Origin of the sequence: Nocardia flavorosea NBRC 108225, from assembly GCF_001613385.1 — a bacterium.
Classification (GTDB): domain Bacteria; phylum Actinomycetota; class Actinomycetes; order Mycobacteriales; family Mycobacteriaceae; genus Nocardia; species Nocardia flavorosea.
Map to the genome: position 1 here is coordinate 103,307 of NZ_BDCG01000022.1, position 15,577 is coordinate 118,883.

General features: G+C 67.9%; 14 protein-coding genes. 4 read left to right on the forward strand and 10 right to left on the reverse strand.

What is annotated here, in order from left to right; all coding sequences use genetic code 11:
* The first annotated feature begins 408 nt into the window (after positions 1-408).
* Positions 409-1,953: an acyl-CoA synthetase gene (locus NFL01S_RS28625; protein ID WP_062979544.1), complete on the forward strand. Its 1,545-nt coding sequence runs from the start codon at positions 409-411 to the stop codon at positions 1,951-1,953.
* 276 nt (positions 1,954-2,229) lie between these two features.
* Here the strand turns inward: NFL01S_RS28625 and NFL01S_RS34010 are convergent, their stop codons facing one another.
* From NFL01S_RS34010 to NFL01S_RS28660, 7 genes are all read right to left on the reverse strand, one after another.
* Positions 2,230-2,949 (reverse strand): alpha/beta fold hydrolase, encoded by a 720-nt coding sequence (locus NFL01S_RS34010; RefSeq protein WP_063916077.1) that lies wholly within the window; start codon positions 2,947-2,949, stop codon positions 2,230-2,232.
* A complete protein-coding gene (biuH, locus tag NFL01S_RS28635; RefSeq protein WP_062979425.1) occupies positions 2,946-3,647 on the reverse strand; it encodes a biuret amidohydrolase in 702 nt (233 codons plus the stop codon). Before biuH ends, NFL01S_RS34010 begins: the two co-directional genes overlap by 4 nt.
* On the reverse strand, positions 3,644-4,957 hold the full coding sequence (locus tag NFL01S_RS28640) for a cytosine permease (RefSeq protein ID WP_084493332.1): 1,314 nt from the start codon (positions 4,955-4,957) through the stop codon (positions 3,644-3,646). Before NFL01S_RS28640 ends, biuH begins: the two co-directional genes overlap by 4 nt.
* Positions 4,954-6,012, reverse strand: a complete 1,059-nt coding sequence (gene atzD, locus NFL01S_RS28645) for a cyanuric acid amidohydrolase (RefSeq protein ID WP_062979426.1) — start codon at positions 6,010-6,012, stop codon at positions 4,954-4,956. Before atzD ends, NFL01S_RS28640 begins: the two co-directional genes overlap by 4 nt.
* Positions 6,009-7,334, reverse strand: a complete 1,326-nt coding sequence (locus tag NFL01S_RS28650) for a nucleobase:cation symporter-2 family protein (RefSeq protein WP_062979427.1) — start codon at positions 7,332-7,334, stop codon at positions 6,009-6,011. Before NFL01S_RS28650 ends, atzD begins: the two co-directional genes overlap by 4 nt.
* 366 nt (positions 7,335-7,700) lie before the next feature.
* On the reverse strand, positions 7,701-8,366 hold the full coding sequence (locus NFL01S_RS28655; RefSeq protein ID WP_062979428.1) for a GntR family transcriptional regulator: 666 nt from the start codon (positions 8,364-8,366) through the stop codon (positions 7,701-7,703).
* Positions 8,367-8,750: 384 nt separating this feature from the next.
* A complete protein-coding gene (locus tag NFL01S_RS28660; RefSeq protein ID WP_062979429.1) occupies positions 8,751-9,515 on the reverse strand; it encodes a class I SAM-dependent methyltransferase in 765 nt (254 codons plus the stop codon).
* Between the two features lie 159 nt (positions 9,516-9,674).
* Here NFL01S_RS28660 and NFL01S_RS28665 point away from each other — a divergent pair, with 159 nt between their 5' ends.
* Positions 9,675-10,025 carry a hypothetical protein gene (locus NFL01S_RS28665; protein ID WP_210744920.1) on the forward strand — a complete coding sequence of 117 codons (351 nt, stop codon included), beginning with the start codon at positions 9,675-9,677 and terminating at the stop codon, positions 10,023-10,025.
* On the opposite strand, the gene NFL01S_RS35795 is transcribed toward NFL01S_RS28665, so the two are convergent.
* The 3 genes from NFL01S_RS35795 to NFL01S_RS28680 form a co-directional block, all read right to left on the reverse strand.
* A complete protein-coding gene (locus NFL01S_RS35795; protein WP_157117044.1) occupies positions 10,006-10,191 on the reverse strand; it encodes a hypothetical protein in 186 nt (61 codons plus the stop codon). The two genes, NFL01S_RS28665 and NFL01S_RS35795, sit on opposite strands and share 20 nt — an antisense overlap.
* 325 nt (positions 10,192-10,516) lie before the next feature.
* Positions 10,517-11,383, reverse strand: coding sequence for a class I SAM-dependent methyltransferase (locus NFL01S_RS28675; RefSeq protein WP_062979431.1), 867 nt, complete (start codon positions 11,381-11,383; stop codon positions 10,517-10,519).
* Between the two features lie 68 nt (positions 11,384-11,451).
* Complete coding sequence (locus NFL01S_RS28680) at positions 11,452-12,597, reverse strand: LLM class flavin-dependent oxidoreductase (RefSeq protein ID WP_062979432.1); 1,146 nt, start codon at positions 12,595-12,597, stop codon at positions 11,452-11,454.
* Positions 12,598-12,821: 224 nt separating this feature from the next.
* On the opposite strand from NFL01S_RS28680, the gene NFL01S_RS28685 reads away from it, so the two are divergent.
* Both NFL01S_RS28685 and NFL01S_RS28690 read left to right on the forward strand, forming a co-directional pair.
* Positions 12,822-14,039: an acyl-CoA dehydrogenase family protein gene (locus tag NFL01S_RS28685; RefSeq protein ID WP_062979433.1), complete on the forward strand. Its 1,218-nt coding sequence runs from the start codon at positions 12,822-12,824 to the stop codon at positions 14,037-14,039.
* Positions 14,036-15,466, forward strand: coding sequence for an LLM class flavin-dependent oxidoreductase (locus NFL01S_RS28690; protein ID WP_062979434.1), 1,431 nt, complete (start codon positions 14,036-14,038; stop codon positions 15,464-15,466). Before NFL01S_RS28685 ends, NFL01S_RS28690 begins: the two co-directional genes overlap by 4 nt.
* Positions 15,467-15,577: the final 111 nt, after the last annotated feature.

Genomic DNA, 15,577 nt, shown 5'->3' on the forward strand with positions numbered 1-15,577 from the left:
ACATCGCCGACCCCGAACCGGTGAACCCGGCCATGCTGCGCATCGCCGGAACCATCCCCGACAGGCCACCGATGACCCCCGCCGGTAAACCGATTCGGTGAAGGTTCAGGTCGCGGAGCAGATCGTCGGCAACGGGCCCGACGGCACTCTGAGCGATCGCCTTGCCCGTGGTCCCGAAACCCTGATGGACAGACGCGGACTACTGTGTGCGGTCGCCCCATCACAGGCGCCGGTGCCGATCTGGTCTACGCAGCGGCCGTGCTGGCCGGTCGATAGCGAACGTTGCCGAATTGCCGCGCCGAACCCCTGCCGTGGAGTACAACCACACTGAGGCGGAATCGCCGGGGTGAGGACAGGCGTATGACGAACCAGCAGCATTCAGCGGAGACCGGCGGGCCGACGGCGGAGATGGCCCCTGGGTGGCATGCGGAACGCGCACCGGAGCGGCCGGCGATCATCATGGTGTCGAGCGGCGAGGTCGTCACCTATCGGGAACTGGAACAGCGGTCGATTCGAGTTGCCCGAGCTCTGCGTGCTCGCGGGCTGAAGGCAGGTGACCATATCGCGATCCTGATGACGAACAACCGCCCGTATCTCGAAACCGCCTGGGCAGCACAGCGCTCCGGTCTCTACTACACGGCGGTCAACTGGCACCTCACCGCCGGTGAGGTTCAGTACATCCTGGACGACTGCGGCGCTACCGCGCTGATCTGCGACGAGTTCGTGGGGGACGTGGTCGCGGATCTGGATCTGTCGCGGATCCCGGTGCGGATCGTGGGGATAGGAGATATAGCAGGTTTCGAACGATACGACGAGGTGCTGGCCGCCGAATCGGCGGATCCGCTCGGCGCCGTCGAGTGCGAAGGCCGCGAAATGCTCTACTCCTCGGGCACGACCGGGCGTCCGAAGGGAATTCGTAAACCGCTCCCGGCCACCCCGCTGGGCGATCCGTCCGCCGCGCCGGTCCAGATTGCCCGTGGACTGCTGGTGAGCGGAGCAACGCAGGACGCGGTGTACTTGTCGCCGGCACCGCTGTACCACGGTGCTCCACTCGTGTTCTCGATGTCGTGGCACCGGCTCGGCGCCACCGTCGTCGTCATGGAACGGTTCGATGCCCGCCGGTGCCTGGAGCTGATCGAGCGCCACCGCATCACCCACACCCAGATGGTGCCGACCATGTTCGTGCGCATGCTGCGGCTGCCGCCCGCCGAACGGAACCGCTACGACACTTCCAGCCTGGTGGATGTCGTTCATTCCGCCGCACCTTGCCCGGTCGGGGTCAAACAACAGATGCTCGACTGGTGGGGGCCGATCATCTCCGAGTACTACTCGGGCACCGAGGATATCGGCAACACTTTCATCACTGCCCGGGAATGGCTGGACCATCCGGGGTCGGTGGGCCGCCCGGCCCAGGAATGCCATATCGTCGGCGACGACGGCACGGAACTCCCGCCGGGAGAGGTGGGGGTCGTGTACTTCGACGGCGGCCGCCCGTTCGAATACCACCACGATCCCGCGAAAACCGCCGCGGCCGCCCACCCGAACGGCTGGCGCACTCTCGGCGATATGGGATATCTGGATGCCGACGGCTACCTCTACCTCACCGACCGGCAAGCCCACATGATCATCTCCGGCGGCGTCAACATCTATCCCCAGGAAGCCGAGAACATCCTCGCAGTCCATCCCGCGGTCGCGGACGTTGCGGTGATCGGCGTTCCCGACGAAGAGAGGGGGGAGGCGGTGAAGGCGGTGGTTCAACCGGTCGACCCGGCCGCCGCCGGCGACGCCCTGGCCACCGACCTTATCGCCTTCTGCCGCACCGAGCTGGCGGCCTACAAATGCCCCCGCTCGATCGACTTCACCGACGAACTGCCCCGCGACCCGAGCGGCAAACTCTACAAGCGGCGCCTGCGGGAGTCGTACTGGAAAGACCACGACAACCTGATCATCTGATCCGGTGCAGTCGGCGCCGGGCAACCCTCAACGCTCCGCCACCGAACCGAACGGCTCGGCTCTCCGGCGGTCCGGATGTGGTTGCGCCACGGGCATGACTCCGGAATGCCGTACGAATTCAGCGGAGCCCGTGTGTATGGGGCCTCAGCGATCGCTGTCGTCTCCGCCGCCGCAGCCTTTGTGCAACTCTGAACATATATCGGGTGCACTTTATGAAGTGCACCCCGATGAATTGTGGAGCCGGCATGCGTAACCCGCGGATATGTTCGACTGTGCTCACGAGTGGTGTTGCAGTGGTGCCGGTTCCGACGACGAACTCGGCATCGCGGCGGCCGCCGGCGAGGTGTCGCTGATCGACCTGCCGATGCTCTGCAAGCAGCCGGCGGCGGCCTCGAGTTCTCGGACCAGATGGTGTGGGGCCTGCATCTGGACTGCGTGGCTCACGCCCGGCACCACACGCCATCGGGTTCCGAGGGTGGCGGCCACGGCACGGACCGATCGGTGCCGTGCCGGCGACGACCTCTGGCCCACGGTCAATGTGATCCGGTCCGCCAGTGTGCCGACGGGCCGGGGTTCGAAGGCGCGGAACATCGCCAGTTCGCCGGCGACCGTTTCGGGGGCAGCGGTAGTGAGTTCCGGTGTCCAGGCCGGCCCGTAGAGCGCGCGGCCGAAACCGGCCACCCCATCACGCTGGAACGCCGCCGTGACCTCGTCGAGTAATCCGGGCGCCAGTGAACCGGCGGCCGGTTCGTGCAGTAGCGCACCGGTGAACTCGACGCCGCGGGCAGCCAGCTCCAACCCCAGGGTGGCTCCGCCACTGACCCCGATCACGAACGCCCCCTCGCACAGCGGCGCGAGTGCGGCGATTTCGGTGTCCATATCCCCGGATTGCGGCCGGTCGGGGCAGTGGACTTCCACGGAAGAGCCGAGCGCGGTGATCGTCCCCGCCCACACCCGGCTGTCGGTGGCCACACCGTGGATCAGCGCGACCTTCATGTGGTGACCGTCTGCTTGCCGAGCGCGGCGAGCAGCTGGCCGGAGGTCGCGACCGCGCCGAAGATCCCGCCCTGCATGGTGACCATGCTCAACGCGGCCTCGTGATGCTTGCGCTCGGTGGCGCCGGTGCAATCGGAAAGCACCAGGCATTCGTAACCGCGGTCATTCGCCTCACGCATGGTGGTGTGCACGCAGACATCGGTGGTGATACCGGTGAGGATGATGTGGGTGATACCGGCGCCACGCAGCAGCAGGTCGAGGTCGGTGGCGTAGAAAGCACCCTTACCTGGTTTGTCGACAACAGGTTCGCCGGGGATCGGCGCGACCTCGGGCACGATCTCCCAGCCCGGTTCGCCACGCACCAGGATGCGCCCGCACGGGCCGGCACTGCCGATTTCGGCGCCGACCTGCGCGGAACGCCAGCGCTTGTTCGCGGGCAGATCGGACAGGTCGGGCCGGTGACCTTCCCGGGTGTGGATGACGGTGAGGCCGAGTTCGCGGGCGGCCCCGAGAACGCGTGCGGTGGGTTCCAGACCCGCTCGGGTGAGCGCCAGGTCGTAGCCCATCTGGTCGACATAGCCGCCGGGGCCGCAGAAATCGGTCTGCCAGTCGATCAGCAGCAGCGCGGTGCGCGCCGGGGTGATCGGGCCGTCGAAGGGCCAGGTGTAGGGGGTCGCGTCCACGGTGGTGATGGTCATGCTGGGATCTCCTTGGTGCTTCGCGCGGTACGGGTCGCGCAGAGGGTGAGGATGAGGGCGGCGGCCAGGAAACCGATGACCGCATCGGACAGCCAGGGAGCGAACTCGTGGGTGATCAGGGCGGCGACGGCCCCACCGGCCCACGAGATGAAGGCCGGCCAGTACCAGCGGGTTTCGCGGTTCGCGGCGCCGAGGCCGAACCGGGGCAGTATCAGCTGGTCGAGGATGACGACCGCGCCGATCGGCGGCACGATAACCCCCAGCAGGTTGAGCCACTGCTCGAAATACGACCAGATACCGGCCACCGCGAGCACCACACCGACCGCACCGAGGATCAGGGTGAGCCGCCGCATCGTGCCACCGGAGAGCTGGCTCCAGCCCACGGCGCCGTTGTAGAGGCAGTGCGCGCATACCGAGCCCAGGTTGATGAAAACGAACGCCACCGCCAGCGGAACCAGCAGGCCACCGTGGTCGACCAGCAGGCCGAGGAAGTTCCCGCCGTCTGCGGCCGGATCGGCGCTGCCGCCGAGCGCAACCACCAGGCCGCCGATCACCAGCGCGATCGAATTGCCGACCGGGAACGCCGATGCGGCGGCGAGGAAGGCCTCCCGGCCGTTACGAGACCACCGGGTGAAATCGGCGGTCATGGTGCCGGAGTCGATGAACGAGGCGATCACCAGGGTCACCGCGGCACCGAAGCTCATGGCCGCCGCGCCCGCGCTGCCCTGATAGGAGGTGGGTGAACCGCCGCCGTCGGCGACGGCCAGACCGATCGCGACCAGCCCGAGTATCACGTAGACCGGGGCCGCGACCAGGCCGATTGCCGAGAGCGCCCGGATCCCCAGCAGCGTGACCCCGATGAACGCGATACCTGCGGCGAGTGCGGTGAGCTGTTCGTGCCAGCCGAGGGTGTCGTGCAGGATCGCCCCCGCCATCCCGGTCTGGAAGGCGAACCAGCCGATGACGATGGTCGCCAGGAAAGCCGACGGCAGGAAAGCGCCGGCCTTGCCGAAGCTTTCCGCGGCAGTGAGTGCGAAGTTCTTCCCGCTGCGTCCGGCGATCACGCTGAGCGCGCCGACATACAGCATCATGCAGATATTGCCGACGGCGATGGCGAGCAGGCCGAGCCAGAAGCCGAGCGAGTACACGATCAGTCCACCGAAGATGGCGCAGGTCAGCACCATCGGGAAGCCGAACCAGACGGCGGATACCGAGCCGAGTCCGCGGCGGCGCTCGGCGGGTACGGGGCTATCTTCGTATTCCGCTATCTCCCAGTTGGTTTCATCACCGGTAATGGTTGTGGTGCTCATCGGGCATCGTTCCGATCGGGAGTGGGGAGTTCGTAGATCACGGTGATGCCGCCGCCGCCCGGCGGGCCCTGATGTTCGGCACCGCCGGATACATACACGGCGCCGTCACCTTTCAACGCGGCCAGCACGCCACCGACCGCCGCACGGGCGTGCCGGGTGGCGTTGATATCGGAATCGGTGAGCATCGTGTGGCGCAGGCCGCGCACGGAGCCGGCGGGGTCGGCTTCGGCCTTGGCGAAGATCTGGCGCACCGTGCCGCCCTCGGCCGCGACCCGGTCCAGTAGTTGCTGCACCGCGGCGAGGTCGATGGCATCGGCCATATGACCGTGCACCGCGCGCAACGGATTCGCCGCGGTGGGACTCTCGGCGATCACCAGGATGTGGCAGTCGTCGAGTTCGGCGCCGGCGCTGGCCGAGGCGCGGGCCGACCATACTCCGGCCTCTCCGGCGAGGGCGTCGAGCGCGGTCTCACGGTCGCATTCACCCAGGGCGACCGCGATACCCAGCGAACTCGCCGCCCGGGAGCAGCCCATCGACGCGTAGGTATCGGTCGCGACCGGCGTTTGCCCAGCGGCGTACAGCGCGGCAATGCTGTCCGAGGTGAGCAGTGGGCATTTCACCAGTACCAGATGCACGTCGCCGGCGGTGACGCCGAGTTCGGCCAGCAGTTTCCCGACCGTACCGGCAACGGTGTCGACCTGGGCGGCCCGGCCGATTTCCGCCGGGTCGAGCGGGCGGCTACGCCGGGCCGCCGCGACCAGGCCACGATCGAAACCGGGATATCGCTGCTCGTCGCGGACGAACAGATTCACATGCGGGCTGAGCACACCCTCGGTACCGCCGGAGAACACGGTGACCGCGGCGTCCGGAATCCGCGGCTCCCAGATCGCGGCGGCGAGGCCGCGACTGAAATCGTTGACGCAGCCGTTGCCCTCGGTTTTGCCGATCACCGACACCAGATCGTCTGTGCGATAACCGGTTTCGGTCAAGATATCGAAAGGCCGGGTATCGCCGGGGTCGGCGGTGGGCACGGTGAGCAGGGCGATACCGGTCATACGGCGGTCTCCTCGGAGTTCCGGAACAGGTGGTTGAACAGCAGATTCAGGACGAACGCGACGATGACCGTGCTGGTGATCGCACCCCCGGCGATAATCCGCACCGAAGCCGGCAACCCCTCGTACACCTCGGGCGCGACCACCGGGATCATCCCGATTCCCATCGCCAGCGAGACCACGAGCAGATTGTCGTTACGGGAGTAGTCGACCCGCGCGAGCGTGGCGATCCCGACGCCCGCGACCGTGGCGAACATGACCAGGCTCACCGAACCGATCACCGGCCCCGGCAGGCTGGCCACCACCTCGCCCATCTTCGGCACCAGGCCCAGCGCCACCAGTAGACCGCCGGCCACCGCGACCGCGCCCCGGCTCGCGACCCCGGTCATCCGCACCAGGCTCACGTTCTGCGCGAAGATCGTGTCGGGGAACGAGGTCAGGAATCCGGCCAGAACCGCCGAGACACCGTCCGCGCTCAACCCGCGCGCCAGCTGTTTCTGGTCCAGCGGCCGGCCGAGGTTGTCGGCGGTGGCCATCAGGTAGGCGGTGGATTCGGTGAAGATCACCAGCATCACCAGGCACATCGAGATGATTCCGGCGATGGGGAAGGCCGGGGTGCCGAAAAGGAACGGGTTCGGCAGGCCGAACCAGCCGGCACTGCCCACGGCGCTGAAATCGGTGAGCGAGAGCGCGGCGGCGGCAAGGGTGCCCAGTACCAGCGCGATCAGGACCGCCGACTGCGCGATGAGCCCGCGACCGTACTTCATCAGGGCGATGATCGTCAGCACCACACCGGCCGCCAGGGCCAGCGGCGCGCCCCCGGCCGGTTCGCCGCCGAAGGTCATGGAGACGGCCTTGCCGATCAGCGACAGCCCGATCATGGTGACCGCCGCCCCGCGCACCATCGGCGGGAAGAACCGCACCAGCTTGGCGAACGGCACCGCGACCAGCACCCCGAAGATCCCGGCCGCGATCATCGCGCCGTACACGGCGGACAGGCCGTACTCCTCGCCGATGAGGATCATTGGTGTCACCGCGGTGAACGAAGCACCCGCTACCACCGGCATCCGCGCCCCCAGCAGTTTCCCGATGCCGAGGGCCTGCACGAGGGTGATGACACCGGCGACCAGCAGGTCGGCGTTCACCAGGGTCGCGATGGTGGAGGTGTCCAGGCCGAGCGCGGCGCCGAAGACGAGCGGCACCGCGACGCAGCCGGTGTACATGACGAGCACATGCTGGACACCGAAAAGCGCTGTGCGCCAGAAGGGGAGCGGAGGAGGGGATTTCAGCGGCGGCGACTGGGTCGGGGCGGCGTCGGTGGACATAGGACCTGGCCTCGGGCAGAAGAAACAAGCAACACCTGAATTTGTATACAAACAACGTTTCCGTGGTGTTGCGAGACGTTCCATTGCCGTGAACTATGCAAGAGGGGGTAGATGCGAGTAATTGTTTGTATACAAGCGTTGGTGGTGTGGTTCTGATCGCGGCGGTCGCTGCTCGGATCGGCGTGACGATCCCCGGGATGTGCGGCTGTGTTGCGTGCCGATTACGCGACGGTCGCGAGTGACCGGCCGAGTCCGCTCCGTCGCGCATATTTTCGGCCGTCTCAGCCGTGGGTGGCCCTGTTCATTCGGCGTCCGGTGAAACCGGCCGATGCGGAAATCGTGCTGACGGGCTCCGCGGGGCCGGGTTCACTCCCCGGCGTGCTCGGTTTCCAGATCCACCAGTAGGTCTTCGTCGCGGGCGATGTGCTCGTCCATGAGGTAGCCCGCCTGCACGGGGGATCCGTTGAGAATGGCCTGCGCGATCGCGGCGTGATCGCTCCACGACACACCCGTGCGGGTGTCCTGCCGCTGCCCGAAGATCCATGCCACGCGCCCGAGGATCTGTTCGAGCATCGCCTGCAACTGCTGATTGCCGGAGGCCTCTGCGACGAGGGAGTGGAAGCGCAGGGTGAGCGCCGGTAGCTCGTCGTGTGCGTGCCCGAGATTCGCCGAGCGGCCCAGTTCCACCACGCGAGCCAGTTCGGCTGCCACCGCGCCACCGCGATTCCGGGCGGCCAACTGCGCCGCCAGCGCCTCGAGTCCGCGCCGGATCTGCACCAGCTCGCGCGCCGCCGTCCCCGACGGCGCGGATACGGTCGCCCCGCGGTAGCGCACCAGGGTGACGAACCCTTCGCTCTGCAATTGCGACAGTGCCTCGCGAACCGGAATCCGGGAGACCCCGAAGCGGTCGGCGAGGTCGACTTCGCGCAGGCGATCACCCGGGGACAGTCGCCCGGCGAGGATGTCCTCCCGAAGCGCGTCGGCGACGGCGGCGCGGGGTGCGGTCCGGCCGTTCTGCGGCGAGGTGGTCACGGTCCGAGGGTAAACGGTGGGGCGATGGTGGGCCTTCGGGGTGCATCTGGCGGTGTTGGATCGGGCCGGACTCCTACGCGCCACGCCGATGGGGCGCTGGGATTCGTGCCTGAACCGCATCAAGCGCGCATTGCGGAGGAAATCCGGCGTCAGTGCCGCGAATGAGTGAACAACCGGGCCTTCCTCATGTGGCGAAGTCCGCACGCGCCGTCGGTACCGACCGGGACCGGCTGATCGCCGGACCGCGAATTGGCCGCTCGCACTGTCGGAGTCGGCAGAATTCGGACCACCGAGCCCTAGAGTCGCGTACAGGTCTACCGCGGACCGTGGCCGCGCACCGCGCCACGGTCGGCGCGACGCCTGTGCGAAGGACCCCGGAAGCGGCTACCGGCCCTGGTTATCTGTGGGTGCGCAGACGATTGCCAGTGCGTCGTTCCGGGCGGTGACTCCGGCGGTCCCGATACGCGTTTCGAGACGAGAACGCAACAGCGCGCGAGATTCCGGCTCGAGGCCGAGATGGTTCGAGTAGGTGAAGACCATGCCGAGCCAGTCGCCGGTTGTGTAGTGCAGGTCCTCGACCTCCGCGCGCTCCTCGAGGGAGTATCCGCATTCGTCGAGGAGCGCGAACAGTTCGGTTCTGCGGGTGGCGTCGATGGGCGGTCCGTGGGGCATATCGAAGTCGGCGTAGATGTCGTCGAGGTCCTGGCGGGGCGGCGCGGTGGGGGAGAACCGATTCGACAACAAGGCCAACCGGCCGCCCGGGCTCAGCACTGTGGCGACCTTCCGCAATGCCTCCCGCGGATCAACCCAATGAAAGGATTGGGCGAACACGACCAGGTCGAACGTCCGGCTCCGGGGCTCCCAGTCCTCGAATTTCGCCTGCTCGACCGGGAGCCCTTTTCCGGCGGCGATTTCCGCCATCCGCGGGTCCGGCTCCACCGCGAGGACATCCGCACCGGCGGCCCTCAATTGGGCCGAGGCGATGCCGGTCCCCGCGCCCACATCCAGCACGCGTAGTCGCTCCCGCACGACGAGTCCGGTGATCAGTGCACGGGGATAGCGTGGGCGGAAGCGGTCGTAGCTCTCCGCCACCGAGCCGAACGATTCGGCTCGCCGGCGATCCAGATGTGGTTGCTGCGCCTCGGGCATCACTCCAGAATGCCGTACGGATTCGGTGCAGCCGGGTCGGTACATCTCCGGCCATTACGCCGTGTGGCGTCCCGGTTCGTAACGTCCCACGGTGGAAAATCGATGGTCAAGCGACAGCGAAGCAACGCGGGAGATGGGATTCATATGAGAAGGACGACAATGGTCGCCGCACGAATCCTCGTTGCCGCGGTCGCGGTTTCGGGTTTCGCCACTGTGCTCGGCGCCGGGACCGCCCACGCCGCACCGCAGGACTGCACTGTCACGCGAGACCTCCTCGGCGCGTCGGCGACTTGCCACGACACCGGTCCCGCGGGCCGGGAGTACGCCCTGATCGTCGAGTGCTTCGGCCTGCACGGCGTGCCCAACGCCTTTCCGCTCATGGCCATCGGCCCGTACCAGGGTTCGTGGAGTGGTTCCTTCGGGCCGTCCGGTCACGGCACGGCCTCGTGCCTGGGCCCGATGAGTATCGGGACCGCGACGAACGCCTACGTCACGATTTATCGGGACTGAACCGGGCAGACGCACCCGGCGCGCGGTATCGGTCCGGATGCCGCCATGGTCCGGCAGCGAGGTCGTCGAACGGGCCTGTGGGTTCAACCACCACCACCGCCGCCACCCCCACCACCACCGCAGCCACCTCCGCCGCAGCCACCCCCGCCACTGCAGCCTCCGCCACCGCACATTCCGCCCGCACCGGACTCGTCTCCTTCTCCGGAGCTGACCCCGCCTCCGCCGCAACCGCCGCCTCCGGACTGACTGCCGCCCCGCCCCCCGGCACGCCAAGGGCCGGAGTTTCGACCCCGGCTACGGCGCTTGCGCTCTCTCCAGTCCTCCCACCAGATAACAGTGAAGACCACGACAATGCCGAGCGCGACAACGGCGCCGACTACCCAGTCGAATCGCTCCATGATCCACAATAGCTCCTGAAAAGAGCTGCGTGGATTGAATTTTCGCTACCGTCGAGTGCATCGGTCCCGCAGCGCGCAGAGTTCGACAGTGAGCTACTCGGAGTTCGCCGGTCCGAGGGAATTCGTCGGCCCGGTTTCCGCGGAGGAGCCGGTGGTCTCGAAGAGATTCAGCTTGTAGGTGGTGACCGGCGGGGGGAAAACAGCCCGCATGATCTTCATGCCCAGGCGGTAGCGCAGCGGCCAGGTGTAGGCGACGGCCGGTTGGGGTGTGGCGAAGGTCCGGGATTCGAGTAGGCGTACGCCGTGCGGTTCCAGCGCGGCGGGGTCGTCGCAGACCCATTTCATGCGTGCGGACACCTGCTTGAAGACCGGGTTGCGATCCTGGGTTCCCATCATCGCTTTGCCGCCGGTGTCCAGTACCAGCCGACTGCCCGGGAACCCCTTCGCGAGCTGCGCGAGGGTGGCGTGCACGGTTTCGGCGGGGAAATACAGCAGCACCGCTTCGCTCAGCAGGAATACCGGGCCGCCGGGTTCGCGGACCTGTTCGAACCAGTCGTCGTCGAGGATCGAGCCCTCGATCATCGTGTACCGGTCGCTGTCGGCGAAGAATGTGCGGCGTAGGGCGATGGTGTCGGGCAGGTCGAGGTCGAACCAGTGCAGGCGGCCGTTGTCGAGGCGGTCGAAGCGGGTGGACAGGCCGCAGCCGAGGTCGACGACGGTGGCTTCGGGGTGTTGGGCCAGATAACTGCGGAGATAGCCGTCGAAGATCGACGCGCGTAACACCGAGCCCGCCAGAGACGGACCGCGGAACTTCGCGAAGTCGTAGTCGATCGCGGCGACCAGTTCGATGGCCCTGGTGTCACGGAGAATACTGTCGGGCCGCCCGGCATCTTGCGCGCGGCCGTACAGCGGAATCAACAGGGTCTCTTGGACCTCACCGAGCGATATCGCCTCACCCACCCGCCCAACGTAGCCCGTTTCCGGCGAAAACGGTGAGCTACGTCCGGCGGGTGGGGCGGCAGGGCGTTTCAGCTGGTGGAGGCGCTGGCGAACGGGGTGCCGACGGGTCCGGTGGCGCGGTCTGCCGACCGGCGCCACAGGCCGCGCTTCTCCAGGATCGGCAGCACCCCCTCACCGAACCAGTACGCCTCTTCGACGTGCGGATACCCGGACAGGATGAAATGTGTGATCCCGAGCCGGGAGTATTCGATGAGCCGTTCGGCCACTTCCTCGTGGGAGCCGACGAGTGCGGTGCCCGCCCCGCCGCGGACCAGGCCGACGCCTGCCCACAGATTCGGGGCGATCTCCAGCCGGTCGGTGCTGCCGCCGTGGAGTTCGAGCATGCGGCGCTGCCCCTCGGATTCGCTGCGCGCCAAGTTGTTCTGGACGCTTTCGATATCGGCGGGGTCGATTCCCTGAAGCAGGCGGTCGGCTTCGGCCCAGGCCGCTTCGGAGGTGTCGCGGGTGATCACGTGGAGGCGGATACCGTAATCGAGTTCGCGGCCGCGTTCGGCGGCCAGGCCGCGGATCCAGTCCAGTTTCTGTCCGACCGCGATCAGCGGTTCACCCCAGGTCAGGTAGGTGTCGGCATACTGGGCGGCCACCGGGCCCGCCGGACCCGAGGAACCGCCGAAGAACACCGGCGGAACCGGATCGGGGTGATTGTTCAGCAGCGCGTTCTGCACTTGCAGATGTTTACCTTCGAAGCTGAACGGTTCGCGCGACTCCCACAGTTCGCGCACGATGTGCAGGAATTCCCCGGTGCGTTCGTAGCGCTGTTCCTTGTCCAGGAAATCGCCGAAGGCCCGCTGTTCGTGCGGTTCGCCGCCGGTCACCACGTTGAGCAGTAGCCGGCCGCGGGAATGCCGCTGGAACGTGCCGGCCATCTGGGCGGCGAGGGTGGGGCTCACCAGGCCGGGCCGGAACGCGACCAGGTATTTCAGAGTGTCCGTGGTCTCCACGAGCATGGCGGTAGCCAGCCAGGCATCCTCGCACCAGGCGCCGGTGGGGGTGAGTACCGCCTCGAACCCGTTCTCCTCGGCCGCGCCCGCGACCTGGTTCAGGTAGCGCAGCGAGGCGGGCCGGTCGCCGGACATGGCCGTGCCGTGACCCCCGGCGACCAGCCCGCGCGAATCTCCGTAGGTGGGCAGAAACCAGTGGAACGACAGGCTCATTCGGCAGTCCTTCGAGGGTCGGGCGGTCGGATACGCGGTCGATCTCTCCCTGACGGGCGGGCATCGGCCGGGGCACCGGCAGGAAGAGCGGGCCGACCGTCGATCCTGGCCGGTCGGCGGCGGGCTGTCGCCGGTTCGGATCGGCCGGATTTTTAGCCGGGCGGGTTTCGATCCCGCTGCGCGAAACCGGTGAGCGGTTGCCTGTTGTCGATGATCGTGAGCCCATGACCTCCACCGCAGCGCAAGCCGCATCCGATGCCGACCTGGACGCCGTGTTCGCGCCGATCTACGCCGATATCGCGGCGGGCGCGGTCGCCCGCGAGACCGATCGCCGGCTCGCCCACGACGAGGTGCGCCGGTTACGCGCGGCTCGGTTCGGCGCCCTGCGGGTGCCGGTCGACTCCGGCGGGTTCGGCGTGAGCGTCCGGCAACTGTTCCGGCAGCTGATCGAACTCGCCGCCGCCGACTCCAATCTCCCGCAGGCATTGCGGGTGCATTTCGCGTTCGTCGAGGATCAGCTACTGGCCGAGCCCGGCCCCGCGCGCGAGCAGTGGTTACGGGCGGTGGCACAGGGCGCGCTGGTGGGGAACGCGATCACCGAATCCGGCGCCGGCGCGGTGGACCGCTACCGGACCAGGCTGACCCCCGCAGAGGCGGGCTGGCTGCTCAACGGCACCAAGTACTACAGCACCGGTTCGCTGTATGCCGACCATATTCTCGTGGCCGCCGACCGCGAAGGGGAGCGGGTCGCGGTACTCGTCGACGCCACCGCAGAGGGTGTGCGGCAGCGCGACGACTGGGACGGATTCGGGCAGCGGCTCACGGCCAGCGGCACCACCGAGTTCACCGATGTCGCGGTCCCGGCCGACCGGGTGCTGGGGCCGGGGTACGGTGTCGCCGGACCCACCTATTCGACGGCCTACCTGCAGCTCGTGCAGCTCGCGGTGCTGGCCGGGATCGCGCAGCGGGCCGAACAGGACACCCGCGAATGGGTTGCCGGCCGCCGCCGTGGTTACACCCATTCCGCCGCGGACCTGCCCCGCCACGATCCGCTGGTGCAGCAGGTGATCGGCCGGCTGTCGGCCGCCGCGTTCAGCGCCCGCGCCAGTGTGCTGGCGGTCGCCGACGTCCTCGACGCGGTACTCGCCGGCGGTGCCCGCGAGGAAAGCGAGCTGATCGAGGCCGAACTGGCCGCGGCCCACGCGCAGCTCGGCGTGATCGATACCGTGCTGGCGGCCACCACCCACCTGTTCGAGGTGGGCGGCGCCTCCATCGTCGCGGAGGGGTTGCGCCTGGACCGGCACTGGCGCAACGCCCGCACCGTCTCGGTGCACAACCCGGCCATCCAGAAAGCCCGCGCCATCGGCGACCACCTGCTCAACGGCACCCGCCTCCCGTTCGCGTGGAGCGCGGGCGAACGTACGGAAGGAACGGCACGATGACCCGTCGCATCCGGTTCAACGCCTTCGATATGAACTGCGTCGCGCATCAGTCCCCAGGCCTGTGGCGGCACCCGGACGATCGATCGCACCGATACAAGGAGCTGAGCTACTGGACCGAACTGGCGGCCCTGCTGGAACGCGGACGGTTCGACGGGCTGTTCATCGCCGATGTACTCGGCACCTACGACGTATACGGCGGTGACGACCGCGCGGCATTGCGGCAGGGCGCGCAGATTCCGGTGGCGGATCCGCTGCTACTGGTCTCCGCCATGGCGGCGGTGACCGAGCATCTCGGATTCGGGGTCACCACCGGGACCGGGTTCGAGCACCCGTATCCGTTCGCGCGGCGGTTGTCCACACTCGATCACCTGACCGGCGGGCGGATCGGCTGGAATGTCGTCACCGGGTATCTGCCCTCCGCCGCAAGGAATTTAGGCGCCGGCGATCAGCTCGACCACGACGACCGGTACGACCACGCCGCCGAATACCTGGAGGTCCTCTACAAGCTGTGGGAGGGATCCTGGGACGAGGACGCGGTGGTCCGCGACCCGGTCCGCAATATCTATGTCGACCCGGCCAAGGTGCACCACATCGGGCATACGGGCACCCACTTCACCGTGCCGGGCGTGCACCTGTCGGAGCCGTCGCCGCAGCGGACACCGGTGATCTACCAGGCCGGGGCTTCGCCGCGCGGGGTGCGTTTCGCGGCCGAGAACGCGGAGGCGATTTTCGTCGCGGCGCCCTCGAAACGGGTGCTGGCGCAGACGGTGGCGAAGATCCGCGACGCGCTCGAGGCGGCGGGCCGCAATCGGGACGCGGCCCGCGTGTACGCCCTCGCCACCCTCGTCACAGACGCCACCGATGATGCGGCCCGAGCCAAACACGAGGAGTACCTGTCCTACGCCAGTGTGGAGGGCGGGCTGGTGTTCATGTCGGGCTGGATGGGAATCGACCTGTCCCGCTACGACCTCGACGATCCGATCGGCGAGGTGCAGAGCAACGCCATCCGTTCGGCGGTGGCGGCGTTCCAGGAATTCGACGACGACGGCCGCGAATGGACGGTCCGCGATATCGGCCGCTGGGCCGGTATCGGCGGGATCGGCCCGGTGTTCGTGGGTTCGGGGGAGACGGTGGCGGACCGGTTGCAGGAATGGGCTGCGGAGACCGATGTGGACGGTTTCAACCTCGCCTACGCGATCACCCCGGGGACGTTCGAAGATGTTGTCCGGTACGTGATTCCGGTGCTGACCGAACGCGGCGCCTACCCGGCCGAATACGTTCCGGGAACCCTGCGCAACGCATTGTTCGGCCGGGGTGATCGATTGCCCGCCGAGCATCGTGGTGCCCGGTACCGGCTCGGCGGCCCCGGGTCGACGGTGCTACCCGACGCAGTATCGCGGCGCGTGCCCGAGGAGTCGGCCACCTGATCGGTGTGCGCGCGCTCGGCCGTAGGCCCTGCCGCACCAGGTTCGGGCACCTCCAGATCGTTATGCCCGGCCGCGATCGCCGCCGGTCGCGCGCATATCGTCTGCCTGGTC